At 68.6% G+C, this 12,967-nt stretch carries 9 protein-coding genes; 3 read left to right on the top strand and 6 right to left on the bottom strand.

Annotated elements, in window-relative coordinates; genetic code table 11:
* The first annotated feature begins 490 nt into the window (after positions 1-490).
* Positions 491-1,534: a glycoside hydrolase family 5 protein gene (locus tag ACY0PA_RS34085; RefSeq protein WP_473081292.1), complete on the top strand. Its 1,044-nt coding sequence runs from the start codon at positions 491-493 to the stop codon at positions 1,532-1,534.
* Positions 1,535-1,601: 67 nt separating this feature from the next.
* On the opposite strand, the gene ACY0PA_RS34090 is transcribed toward ACY0PA_RS34085, so the two are convergent.
* The 5 genes from ACY0PA_RS34090 to ACY0PA_RS34110 form a co-directional block, all read right to left on the bottom strand.
* Positions 1,602-3,632, bottom strand: a complete 2,031-nt coding sequence (locus ACY0PA_RS34090) for an RICIN domain-containing protein (protein WP_473081293.1) — start codon at positions 3,630-3,632, stop codon at positions 1,602-1,604.
* Positions 3,633-3,687: 55 nt separating this feature from the next.
* Positions 3,688-5,736, bottom strand: a complete 2,049-nt coding sequence (locus ACY0PA_RS34095; RefSeq protein WP_473081294.1) for a beta-galactosidase — start codon at positions 5,734-5,736, stop codon at positions 3,688-3,690.
* 43 nt (positions 5,737-5,779) lie between these two features.
* Positions 5,780-7,126: an ABC transporter substrate-binding protein gene (locus tag ACY0PA_RS34100; protein WP_473081295.1), complete on the bottom strand. Its 1,347-nt coding sequence runs from the start codon at positions 7,124-7,126 to the stop codon at positions 5,780-5,782.
* Positions 7,127-7,201: 75 nt separating this feature from the next.
* Positions 7,202-8,143 carry a carbohydrate ABC transporter permease gene (locus ACY0PA_RS34105; protein WP_473081296.1) on the bottom strand — a complete coding sequence of 314 codons (942 nt, stop codon included), beginning with the start codon at positions 8,141-8,143 and terminating at the stop codon, positions 7,202-7,204.
* Positions 8,144-8,148: 5 nt separating this feature from the next.
* Positions 8,149-9,075, bottom strand: a complete 927-nt coding sequence (locus ACY0PA_RS34110) for a carbohydrate ABC transporter permease (RefSeq protein ID WP_473081297.1) — start codon at positions 9,073-9,075, stop codon at positions 8,149-8,151.
* A gap of 292 nt (positions 9,076-9,367) precedes the next feature.
* On the opposite strand from ACY0PA_RS34110, the gene ACY0PA_RS34115 reads away from it, so the two are divergent.
* Entirely contained in the window at positions 9,368-10,384 is a 1,017-nt protein-coding gene (locus tag ACY0PA_RS34115; protein WP_473086518.1) for a LacI family DNA-binding transcriptional regulator, read from the top strand.
* Positions 10,385-10,694: 310 nt separating this feature from the next.
* Here ACY0PA_RS34115 and ACY0PA_RS34120 read toward each other — a convergent pair whose 3' ends face one another.
* Positions 10,695-11,534 carry a hypothetical protein gene (locus tag ACY0PA_RS34120; RefSeq protein ID WP_473081298.1) on the bottom strand — a complete coding sequence of 280 codons (840 nt, stop codon included), beginning with the start codon at positions 11,532-11,534 and terminating at the stop codon, positions 10,695-10,697.
* 57 nt (positions 11,535-11,591) lie between these two features.
* Between ACY0PA_RS34120 and ACY0PA_RS34125 the strand changes: the two genes are divergently transcribed.
* A complete protein-coding gene (locus tag ACY0PA_RS34125; protein WP_473081299.1) occupies positions 11,592-12,920 on the top strand; it encodes a 6-phospho-beta-glucosidase in 1,329 nt (442 codons plus the stop codon).
* Positions 12,921-12,967: the final 47 nt, after the last annotated feature.

Here is a 12,967-nt window from a genome sequence, read left to right on the forward strand (position 1 = left end):
CCTGGGCGCGGATTGGTCCGAAAACTCGAAGGTCGATCGATATACCGAACGACAAACAGTGGAGAGTCGGCGATAAGGGACGCCTTCCGGTGGGTCTACGGGGGTCCCCCCCGGCGTCATCCCTACGATCTCCTCGCCGCTCAGCCCGAGTTGGCGCCCCTCTGACAAGACTGCCCGCGCCTTCCCTGTGAGCCGGACCACCCCCCGTTCCCATCCTCCGGCGAGCAGCGCGACGCCAAGCGGCCCGCGCGTCATGAGCAACGAGCGGGTGTCAATGGTCTCCCTTGCGCGAGACCTTGACGGCAGAAGGGTCGGATGTGACGATTCCGGCGCTGCGATGTTTGCGTAAACATCGCAGCGGCCGGGCCTGCCCGCAATGCCGGACCCATGCCTGTCCCAGCGTGTGTACGCGCGTTTCCCGCGCCCAACCCGGCAATGCGGCACCGCTGTTCACCGAGTCGCTCTCTCCTTAAGGGGAATATCCGTGCGCATGGCCCGAACCCGTCGTATCTCCTCCATACGAACCGTCGCCGTGGCTGTCGCGGCGGCCGCTCTCGGCGTCGCCGCTCTCTCCGCCGGACCCGCCACCGCGGCCCCGCGAGCGGACACCACCCAGTTCAAGGGCGTCAACTGGGCCGACCCCCGGGACAACTTCGCCGACGACGAGCTCCAGCTCTCCGGCCTGTTGACCACCGACAGCTACCGCGAGACGTACGGCAAGGCGAAGCGGATCATGTCGGCTTTCCGCGCCAACCTCGGGGCCAACACCGTCCGGCTTCCCATCAACCCGTACACGGTGAACGGCAGTTACTGGGACTCCTACCAGGGGGTCATCGACGCGGCCTCCGACCAGGGCTTCAAGGTGATCGTTTCCTACTGGGAGGGAACGGGCGAGCGCAAGGACGGCCTCATCGACGACACCACCACCTACTGGCCCATGTGGAACAGAGTCGTCGACACGTACAAGAACGACCCGCGGGTCTACTTCGAGCCCATGAACGAGCCGCACGGCTACACCGAGACCGAGTGGGCCGACCTGGCCGCGAAGTGGCTGGACACCTACTCCTCCGTCCCCCGCGACCGTGTCTTCGTCAGCGGCGCCGGCTACAACGACCACGTCACCTCCGTCTGCGCCGACCCGCGCCTGGCCGGCACCTATCTGTCGCTGCACCACTACGGCTTCTGGAAGTCGTACGCCACCTACCACCAGTGGGTCGCCGACCTCAAGGAACGCATCGGCGACTGCGCCGGCCGGACGGTCGCGGACGAGTTCGGCTCCCCGATGACCACCGGCCTCGACTACAACGTGCCGACCCCGGACGACAACTTCGTCAACTACCTCCAGGCCGTCACCGACACCTTCCGCGAGCTGAAGATGGGCTCCGTCTACTGGCCCGGCCTGCGCAGCGACGACACGTACTCGCTGCAGACCCTGACCGGTACCGAGGACCGCCCCTGGCTGGCCACCACCAATCAGTCGGGCGCGGACAGGCTCGCCTGGGCGTGGGGGCGCGGCGAGGCGGTCGGGGACTGAGGGTCGCGTGCGAGCGGGGCGGGCCTCGTCGGGCCGCCCCGCTCCCCGTGCCGTGCGCGAATCCTGACTAGCTGCCGCTCACATCCGTCAGCCTCCATCGCTGGTTGGCGCCCGAGTTCGGCTGCCAGACGGTGACCGCGGCGCCGTCGGCGGTGGCCTGGCCGCCGACTTCGAGGAGTGTGCCGGTCGCGGCGTTGACGAGGGTGTACGTGCCGTCTCCGGTTGTCGACGCGATCCAGCGGGTGGCCGCGTCGCGCTCACCGCTGTCGGCCTCGACGACCGGTACGCCCTCGCGTACGGCAAGACGCTTTCCGCTCGCCGCGCCGGCGAACACGTAGCTCTTGCGGTTGTCCGGGCCGTCGCCGCAGACCTGCTGCAGCTGCCACCGCTGTCCGGCCTCATCCGCACCGGCCTTGATGACGAGGCCGCTTCCGTCGTCGGCGACGGTGAGGTCCTTGCCGCTCTGTACGCCGGTCAGCTTGTACGTGCGGCCCCTGCGCAGGGTCGCCGCGTCCTTTGCGACCCCGGACACCCCCTTGATCACGAACGAGGTCACGGACTGCGCGGGCACGGTGAACGCGGCCTTCTTGTTGCTGACCGGGATCGCGGCCTGCGGCGACAGCTTGCCGTCGGCACTGGTCACGATCGGGGTGACGGTGGCGTTGCCGCGTACCTTCCCGAACTTCGACAGGTCGAGCGTGATCGTGCGGGCGTCGGTCGTGCTATTCACGTGGACGACGGTGGCCCCCTGTCCCGACCGGGTGACAGCCGCTGTGCTGCTGGTGTCGTCGACCTTGATCAGGCTGTCGCCGGGCCGGATGTAGTGGGTGAAGTTCCGGGCGGTGTCGAACTTCGTGTTGGTGTAGACGGGGCAGGTCTCGAGGGTGTCCTCGGCGGTGGCGCTGAACGAGACCTGGACCGAACCCCAGTTGCCGCCCTTCGCGGATTCTCCGCCCGGCTTCATGTTGTCGTAGTCCTCGACGGGCTGCCAGAACACCCAGGCCGTGGGCTCGAGTTCACGCAGGTCGTCGACCATGTGCTGGGCCAGGCCGAGACCGGGCCGCATGTCGGTGAAGGACTGCCCCTCGCCCCAGTCGCCCTCGACCTCGCTCATCCACAGTGGCTTGCCGTCCGCCTTGGCGAGGTCGCGTACGGCGGTGCGGCCGTTCGTTCCGTACGTGTGGACGTTCAGCTGCCCGACGAGACTCCTCACCTCGGCCGGGTAGCTGTTCCAGTTGGTGGCGAAGGTGGACGGGTTGGTTTCGTCCATCGCCGATATTCGTGCGCCGGTCTGCGCCGACTTCAGGGCGGCGGCGAGGGCGGGTATGACCTCCTGCTGGAGCCCGGGGCCCATGTGCGCGCCCTCCTGGCGGCCGCCGGTCGGCCGGCCGTCGGCGCCGAGTGTGGTCTTCCAGTAGCTGGTGTTGGGCTCGTTGAACGGGTCGACGGTGTCGACCCTGATGCCCTCCGCCTTCTCCAGACGCTTCGTCGCACCGGCCAGGTAGGCGGCGAAGTCGTCGATGGACTCGGTCTTGAGCTGGTCCGTCGAGGCGTCGAAACCGCCCGAAACGTAGCCGCTCTGCGTCATGAAGTACGGCGGCGAGTTGCTGAACGTCTCCCAGTGGGTGATGTCCTTCTTGATCCGGTTCACCCACCAGCGCTGGGTGGCGTCGGCGTTCCCGTTCCAGTGGTCCTCGTTCTCGGGGTCCCACCAGTCGGTGTCGCTCCGGGTGGTGCCCTCGGGCGCCTTCCACCAGCCTTCGACCGCGCCGCCCGGCCTCAAGTAGTCCGTCACGTCAGGGGCATTGCCGCCGCCGATGTTGTAGCGGGCGATGTTCAGGGCGAGTCCGTCGCGGCCGAAGACGAGGTCGGCGATCTTCTCGCGGATCTCGTCCGGGTAGCGGCCGGTGGCGTTCGCGAACCAGACGAGGCTGGTACCCCAGCCCTCGAACTTCTCGTGCTGATACGACGGATCGGGGGTGACCGTGACCGTGGTGGTGGCCGCGGCGGCCAGCCGTGCGTTCGCCAGTTCGGCCCCGGAGACCAGGGCGGCGGCGCCGATGAGACCGAGGAACCGTCTGCGGGTGTAGCGCGCCAACGTGTGCTCCCAACATCGTTGTACGGGCGATCAGTTGTAGGTGCGGCGGTGCGGCTCAGTGAGTGCGCTGACGCAGGACCGCCACCTCGCGGGGCGGCAGGACGAGACCGTCGCCTGCGATCGCCGGTCCGAGAACCACGTCTCCGCTGACACCCGGCAGCGGGACCGACTCGTCGCTGCGGTTGATCAGGAAGAGGTAGCGGCTGTCGGCGTCCCGGCGCACTGCGGTCTCCACCGACCCCCGCGCCCCGTCCGGGAGGACGCTGTCCACCCCGGCGGGCGCGAGCAGTTCGGGCAGGAGGGCGGCGAGGCCCTCGATGCCCAGGCGCGTGGAGATGTACGCGGCTGAACCCCGGCCCGTGGTGCGGCGCGTGACCGCCGGGCGGGCGGCGTACGTGCCGGTGCGGTAGCGGGCGAGCACCTCGACACCGGGAGCTTCGACGGTGATCCGGTCGCTCCACAGGCTGCCGGTCGCGGCGTTGTCGAGGGCGACCGTGTCACCGTCGAGCAGCGGACCGAACTCCTCGATGCGGATGCCGAGCAGCTCGCGCAGGGCGCCCGGGTAGCCGCCGAGCCAGATATGGTCGTTCTCGTCGACGACTCCCGAGAAGTACGTCGTCACGAGGTGGCCGCCGCCCTCGACGTAACGGGTGAGCTCCTTGGCGAGCGTCTGGGGCACCATGTGCAGCACGGGCGCGATCACGACGTCGTACGCCGAGAGGTCTGTCCGGTGGGCGGGTACGACGTCCGCGCGGATGCCGAGGCGAAGGAGCGCGGAGTACCAGTCGAGGGCCTCACGGTGGTAGTCGAGCCGCGAGGTGGGGTGGGAGTCGTGCTCACTGGCCCACCACGAGTCCCAGTCGAACAGGACAGCCACGGTGGCCGGTTCGCGCTCGCTGCCCGCGATCGGTGCGAGGGCTTGAAGGGTCCGGCCCAGCTCCACGACGGAGCGGAAGAGCTCGCTGTCCTGACCGGCGTGCGGGACCATCGCCGAGTGGTACTTCTCGGCGCCGGCTGCCGACTGCCGCCACTGGAAGAAGCAGACGGCGTCGGCACCGTGGGCGACATGCAGCAATGAGTCGCGGGCCAGTTCACCGGGTGTCTTGGCGACATTGACCGGCTGCCAGTTCACCGCGCTCGTGGAGTGCTCCATCAGGAACCACGGCCGGTGGCCGGCGATTCCGCTGGTGAGGTTGGCGGAGAAGGACAGCTCGTCGCGGTCCTGCGGGCCGGGGACGACGTAGTGGTCGTTGGCGACGAAGTCCAACTCGCCCGCCCAGTCCGCGTAATCCATGCCCTTGGTGCCGCCCATCACCATGAAGTTGGTGGTGACGGGGACGCCCGGAGTCAGCTCGCGCAGCACCTCGCGCTCGGCGATGAGGTGCTCCTTGAGCGCGTCGGAGGAGAACCGTTTGAAGTCGAGTTGCTGTGTCGGATTGGGGTGCGAGGCCGCGAGGCGCGGCGGGAGGATCTGGTCGAAATTGCTGTACCTCTGCGACCAGAAAGCCGTTCCCCAGGCATGGTTGAGGGCGTCGAGGGTGGTGTAGCGGCGGCGCAGCCAGGTGCGGAAGGAGTGGGCGGCGTCATCGGAGAAGTCGTAGACGTTGTGGCAGCCCAGCTCGTTGTTGACGTGCCAGGCGACCAGGGCCGGATGGGCGGCGTAGCGCGTCGCGAGCTCCCGTACGAGCCGCAGCGCGTGCTCACGGAAGACCGGTGAGGTGGGCCGCCAGTGCTGGCGGGCGCCCGGCGACACGGTCTCGCCGGTCGCGGTCACCGGCAGGATCTCCGGGTGCGCGGTGGTGAGCCACGGCGGCGGCGATGCGGTGGCGGTCGCCAGGTCCACGCCGATGCCGCCCGCGTGCAGCAGGTCCATGATCTCGTCGAGCCACCCGAAGTCCCAGGTGTCGGCCGTGGGCTGGATCCTGGCCCAGGAGAAGATCGCCAGGGAGACGGTGTTCACTTTGGCCTCGCGCATCAGCCGGACGTCCTCCGCCCACACCTCCCGCGGCCACTGCTCGGGGTTGTAGTCGGCACCGTAACCGAGCCGGCGGGCGCCGTCGCTGCCCTTCGCGTACGGGAAACGGGAGGTGAGGGGGGCGGTCATGCAGGTCCTTCCAATGGGGCGGTCTTCGCCGGATGCGTGCGGACTACTTGGTGACGGTGAAGCCCTGCTCCGTGCCGTACTTGACCGATGAGTCCTGCCACGACTTCAGACCTGCGGACAGCTTGGTGCCGGAGACGTAGGCCTTGCCGACGGTGTCGTTGAAGATCGAGTTGGCGTAGACCTGGAAGGGCAGGTACGACCATCCGGTGGGCACGTTCTTCGCGGACTCGGCGAAGATCTTGTTGGCCTGCTGGCCGCCGAAGTACGGGAACTTGGTGTCCTGGAACGCCGTCGAGTTCAGGTCCTTCACCGTCGCCGGGAACGCACCGTCGGCGACACGGGTCTGCACACCGTCACCTGCGGCGATGAAGTCGACGAAGGCGTACGCGAGTTCCTTGTTCTTGCCGAGCTCCGGCAGCGCGAGGGAGCTGCCGCCGTTCTCGGCGCTGGCGTGTCCGCCCTTGGTCCACTGCGGCAGCGGGGCCACCCGCCAGTCGCCTGAGGCCTGCTTCACACCGGTGACGAAGTTGTTCGGCATCCACGCGCCGGTGGGCAGCGTGGCGATGGTGCCGTCCCCGAGGCCCTTGTACCAGTCGTCGGTCCAGCCGGTGATCGGCGCGACGAGCTTCTCGTCGATGAGCTTCTGCCAGGTGTCGGTGTACTGCTTGGCGGCCGCGTCGGTGAAGTCGATGCCGACCTTCGTGCCGTCGACCTTGTACGGGTGCGAACCGGCTTGCCACAGCAGGCTGGTGGTCATACCCGCGTCACCGACGTCGCTGGTGATGTACATCTTCGGGTTGGCCTTGTGCAGCTTGCGGGCGGCCTCGATGTACTCGTCCCAGGTGGTGGGCACGGAGATCTTGTACTTGTCGAAGACCTTCTTGTTGTAGAAGAGCGCCATCGGGCCCGAGTCCATGGGCAGTCCGTAGACGCTGCTTCCGTTCGACACCGCGTTCCACGGGCCCGGCGAATACGCGCTCTTCAGCTTGTCGGCGCCGTACGCGCTCAGATCGGTGATGCCCTTCGTCAGGGAGTACTGGCCGAGCGCGTAGTACTCGACCTGCGCGACGTCAGGGACGCCCTTCTTCGCCGAGATGGCGTTCGACAGGGCCTTGTACTGGTCGTTGTTCGTGCCCGCGTTGACCACCTTGACGTGGACCTTCGGGTACTTCTTCTCGAACTGGGCGGCGACGTCCTTCACCGTGGAGTCCCACGTCCACACGGTTATCGTGCCGCCCTTCTTCAAGGCGGCCTGGATGTCTGCCGAACTGACCTTCTTGTCACTGGAGTTGCCGTCGTCCGAGCTGCCGCAGGCGGTCACCCCGAGGGCGAGGGCGAGGGCGCAGACGAGACCTAGGGGGCGCGGCAGGCGGCGGGAGTGCTTGGGCATGGCAGTACTTCCACTTCGTCGTGGTGCTACAAGGGGTGTCACACAGGGGGTGAGCTTCGGGGCTGCCGCCTACTCCTACTCCTTGACGCTTCCGGCGGAGAGCCCTGACTGCCAGTACTTCTGGAGCAGGAGGAAGGCGGCGATCAACGGCACGATGGTGAGCAGCGAGCCGGTGAGGACCAGGTTCGTCACGGCTTGGCCGCCGGACGTCTGGGCCTGCTTGTTCCAGCTGTCGAGGCCGAGGGTGAGCGGATACCAGTCGGCGTTCTTCAGCATGATCAACGGCAGGAAGTAGTTGTTCCACGTCGCGACCGTGGTGAAGAGCAGGACGGTGACGGTCCCGGGCGCGAGCAGCGGCAGAGCGACCTGGAAGAAGGTGCGCACCTCGCTCGCGCCGTCGATGCGGGCCGCCTCCATCAGTTCGGCGGGGATCGCCTCACCGGCGAACACCCACATCAGATACAGGCCGAACGGCGAGATCAGCGACGGGATGATGACCGCCCACGGGGTGTCGGTGAGCCCCATGTTGCTGAACATCAGGAACGTGGGGACCGCGAGCGCCGTGCCCGGCACCGCGACCGCACCGATGATCACCGCGAACACGGCCCGCTTGCCCGGGAAGTTGAACTTGGCGAGCGCATACCCGCCCAGCACGGCGAGGAAAGTGGCGCCGCCCGCGCCCACCCCCACGTACAGCAGGGTGTTGAGCAGCCAGCGGACGAAAACGCCGTCCTGGTAGGTGAGCGTCTCGTGGATGTTCGACCACAGGTCGAAGTCGCGGTCGAACCACAGGCCGAACGAACGGGCAAGCCCCTCCTGGGACTTGGTGGCGCTGATCGCCAGCCACAGCAGTGGCAGCAGGCTGTAGAGAAGGACGACGCCGGTGAGCACGGTCAGCAGGATGCTGCGCCGGGGCCGGCCGGGTATGTGGCGGCGCCGTGATCGCAGACGCGGGGCGCTCCGGCTGACCGATGTCGCCGGGCGCGGGGCGGCGGTGGCGCTGCTCAGTGCGGTCATTGGGGTCACGCTCCCTTGCGCATGCCGCGGAGCTGGACCACGTAGGCGACGATCATGGTGATCACGCCCATGACGATGGCGACCGTCGCGGAGTAGTTCTGCTGCTGGCCGGCGAAGGACAGCGAGTACGTATAGAAGTTCGGGGTGAAGTCGGTAGTGATCGTGTTCGGTGCGAGCTTCTGGAGAATGGCGGGCTCGTTGAAGAGCTGGAAGCTGCCGATGATCGAGAAGATGGTGGCGATGACCAGGGCGCCACGGATCGCTGGGAGTTTGATCGCCGTGATGACGCGCAGTTGTCCGGCGCCGTCGATTTCCGCGGCCTCGTACAGGGACTGCGGTACGACACGCAGCGCGGCGTAGAAGATCAGCATGTTGTAGCCGACGAACTCCCAGGTCACGATGTTGCCGATGGACGCGAGGACCAGGTGGGCCGAGAGCGGTTCGGGCAGCGTCACGCCGAGCCCGTCGTTGATGTCACCGACCAGTCCGTAGCGGGTGCCGTACATGAAGCCCCACATGAGGGTGGCGACGACGGCGGGTACCGCGTAGGGCAGGAAGACGGTGATCCGGAAGAAGTCCTTGCCGTACAGGCGGCCGCTGTCGATCGCGAGGGCCACCAGCAGGGCGATGCCCAGCATGATCGGCACCTGGATGAGGAGGAACAGTCCGACGCGTCCGACCGCGTCCCAGAACTGGCTGTCCTGCAGGGCCAGTTGATAGTTTTCCAGGCCCACGAAGGTGGTGCCCCCGATGAGCTTGGTGCGGAACAGGCTCAGATAGACCGAGTACGCGAGCGGCGCCAGGAAGACCAGTGCGAAGACGAGAGTGAAGGGGCCGATGAACCCCCATCCCGTCCACGAGCGGCGCGCCCGGCGCGCCGGTGATCCGGCCGTACGCCGGCCTGCGGCGGCCGGCGGTTCAAGCGTCGTCATCTCGCGTCCCTCACTCATACGTCCCCGTCGGGTGGCGCCCGGATGATTACGTAAACATCAGGAGCACGAGTGATCCTATGACTGTTATGTTTACGTAAACATTCGGTGGCGGCATGTCTACACGCCCTTGTTCTCGACGGTCAAGAGTCTTCGGGCGGGGAGATCGATACAGTGACATCCGCCGTGGACGAAGCCGGCAACTGCGGCATCCGTGAGGGAGATGATGGAAGCAACGGACAACGCTCCGGCGCACGGCGGGGCCGGCGGACTGCGGCGTGCGCAGCGCGCGTCGATGGCTGATGTCGCCCGGGTCGCGGGCGTCTCCTCGCAGACGGTCTCCCGTGTCTCGAACGGCTTCCCCGGCGTCAACGAGGAGACCAGACGGCGGGTCCAGAGTGCGATGAGGGAGCTCGGCTACCGGCCCAACAGCGCTGCGCGCGCCCTGAAACGCGGCGACTTCCGCACCATCGGTGTCATCACGTTCACGCTGTCCACCACGGGAAACGTCCGTACGCTGGAGGCCATCGCAGCCTCCGCCGCCGAGGAGGGGTACGCGGTCACGCTCCTTCCGGTCGCCGTGCCCACTCAGGACGAACTGCGCGGCGCCTTCTCACGGTTGGGCGAGCTGGCGGTGGACGCGGTCATCGTCATCATGGAGGTCCACCTCCTCCACGCGGCCCGGCTCTCACTGCCGCCGCACGTCAAGGTCGTCGTCGTGGACTCCGACGCAGGTGACCGCTACACCGTCGTCGACAGTGACCAGGCAGGTGGTGCCCGCACTGCCGTACGCCACCTCCTCGACCTCGGCCACCGCACTGTCTGGCACCTGGCAGGGCCCGAAGACTCCTACGCCGCCGAACGCCGCACCAGTGCGTGGCGCGCCGCCCTGACCGAGGCCGGCTGCGAGGTGCCTGAGCCCGTACGCGGCGACTGGTCGGCCGAGTCCGGCTACCGAGCCGGGCTCGAGCTCGCCGAACAGCCCGACTGCACCGCGGTGTTCGCGGCCAACGACCAGATGGCCCTCGGTCTGCTGCGTGCCCTGAACGAAAGGGGCCGCCGCGTCCCGCAGGACGTTTCGGTGATCGGGTTCGACGACATCCCGGAGTCCGGCTCGTTCCTGCCGCCCCTGACGACCGTCCACCAGGACTTCGCCGAGGTCGGCCGACGCTGCGTGGCGGGCGTACTCCGTCAGGTGCGGCAGGAGGAGACGGCGGACGCGCAGACGACGGTGCGGGGCACGACGCTGGTGCCGACGCGGCTGGTGGTGCGCAACAGCACGGCGGCGCCCAGAGGGCCGGCCGCGGCCTGACGGCAGGGTGTCGAGAGGCGTCGAACGGCTTGCGGCATGCCAGCGCGTACGCGCAAGGGCGGCCGAGAGGTTCGAGCGGCTGGGGTCAAGGGGTCGCAGGTTCGAATACTGTCGTCCCGACTTGTGTTGTCGCAGATCGGAGGCCGTCCTCTCGTGATCGAGAGGGCGGCCTTTCGTGATTCCTGGGGCGTGGTGGTCGCAGTGTGGTCGCACGCTTTTGGTGCACTGAACGGCACCACGTGGTCATGATCGCGACCATCCCCCGAACCCCGCCGTCCCACACCTCAGGTCCTACGGCCCGGGGTCACGGTCAGCCCTTGTGGTACAAGATCACCGTCGTCGTCACCAGACACGGCGAGGGCGGCACCATCTCCACCCGCAGCGTGCCGCTTGCGGTGTCGTAGTCCACGCCCTCGGCCTCGAACGTGCCCGAGCAGATGCTGCGTTGAGGGATCGCGAACGCGGCCGTGACGTGCCCGGTGACCGGCGAGCCGTCCAGCGGGCGGTCCAGGGCGACCTCCAGGACCTCCTTCGTCGAGCCGTCGGACGAGCACGCCAGATGTGTGGCGTCGGTGAAGTCGCAGCCCTGGATGTTGTCGACCGGCTTGTCGAGAGTGATCTGCCCGGCCTGCGGGAGATTCGCGCCGGGCGCGGGCGCCGACGGGTTGAGCACGGGCGCCGGGAAGACCTGGAGCCGGTTCATCGTGCCCCACTCGCCGGCCACCAGCCACTGCCCGTCCGGCGACACGGACGCGAACGAGTTGTTGAGCAACTCGCCCTGATCCAGGGCGTGTTCGTACGTGGTGCGCCGCCCGTCGGGGGCTGTCACCGCGAACATCTTCTTCGTCGCGCCGTCGCCGCCCTGGTACGCGTCGAACGTGTAGCCCTGCGCCACGTCGGGGTCGCCTATGTGCGACCAGCCTGCCGTGCGCAGATCGAGCGGTATGGAAGCAAGGCCCCGGTACACCAGCGAGCCGTCGGCGTGGCTCGCCAGGCCCTGGCTGCCGGTGAGTGAACTCACCCGCGCGGTGCCGGTCTCGGTCCAGGCGGGCGCGGCCACCGCCGTGCCCGCGCCGAGCACGAGGGTGCCCAGGGCCGCGGCCAGAGTGAGGAATTGGCGTCTCGTCCGTCGTTGCGTGGGGGGTTTCATCGCGGCCTCCGCCGGTCGAAGATCGGGTCGCGGACCAGGCTGCCCTACGATCGGCGCATGAGGCTGACGATTCTCGGCGGTGGCGGATTTCGGGTGCCCTTGGTGTACGGAGCGCTGCTCGGCGACCACGCGCCGGGCCGCGTCACCGAGGTCACGCTGCACGACACCGACCCGGACCGGCTGCGGGCCGTCACCGGCGTACTGGCGGAACAAGCCACCGGCGTCCCCGACGCGCCCGCCGTGCACGCCACCACCGACCTCGACGAGGCGCTGCGCGGCGCCGACTTCGTGTTCTCCGCGATCCGCGTCGGCGGCCTCGCGGGCCGCGCCGCGGACGAGCGGGTCGCCCTCGCCGAAGGAGTGCTCGGCCAGGAGACCGTCGGCGCCGGCGGCATCGCGTACGGCCTGCGGACCGTGCCCGTCGCCGTCGACATCGCGCGCCGCGTCAGGCAACTCGCGCCCGACGCCTGGGTCATCAACTTCACCAACCCGGCAGGCCTGGTCACCGAGGCCATGTCACGGCACCTGGGCGACCGCGTCATCGGCATCTGCGACTCGCCCGTAGGACTCGGCCGCCGCGTGGCGCGCGTCCTCGGCGCCGACCCGGGCGAGGCTTGGATCGACTACGTCGGCCTCAACCACCTCGGCTGGCTGCGCGGACTCGAAGTGAACGGCCGCGACGAACTCCCGCGCCTGCTCGCCGACGAGAAGCTGCTCGGCTCCTTCGAGGAAGGCCGCCTCTTCGGCACGGACTGGCTCCGCTCACTCGGCGCGATCCCCAACGAGTACCTGCACTACTACTACTTCAACCGCGAGACCGTCCGCGCCTACCAGGAGGCCGACCGCACCCGCGGCGCGTTCCTGCTCGACCAGCAGGCCGCCTTCTACGCCGACCCGTCGTACGCCAGTTGGGACCGCACCCGCGCCGAGCGCGAGGCCACCTACATGGCGCACAACCGCGAGGCGTCCGGCGCGGGCGAGCGGGACGCGGCCGACCTGGAGGAGTCGGGCGGCTACGAGAAGGTGGCGCTCGCCCTGATGCGCGCCATCGCCCGCGACGAGCGCGCGACGCTGATCCTCAACGTGCGCGGGCGCGGCGCCCTGCCGTCCCTCGACGACGACGCCGTGGTCGAGATCCCCTGCCTCGTCGACGCCAACGGCGCGCACCCCGTCAGCGTGGCGCCGCTGCCCGGCCACGCCACGGGCCTCGTCTCCTCGGTCAAGGCCGTCGAGCGCGAGGTGCTCGAAGCGGCCGAGGGCGGCTCGCGCGCCACCGCCGTCAAGGCCTTCGCCCTGCACCCCCTCGTCGACTCCGTGAGTGTGGCCCGCCGCCTCCTGGAGGGATACACGGAGGCCCACCCCGGCCTCGCTTACCTGGTCCGTTAGGCGGTGACGCGGTGCGGGTGGCGCTGCGGCCGTTCCAGATCGTGACG

The organism is Streptomyces sp. DS1-CR2 (assembly GCF_055760475.1).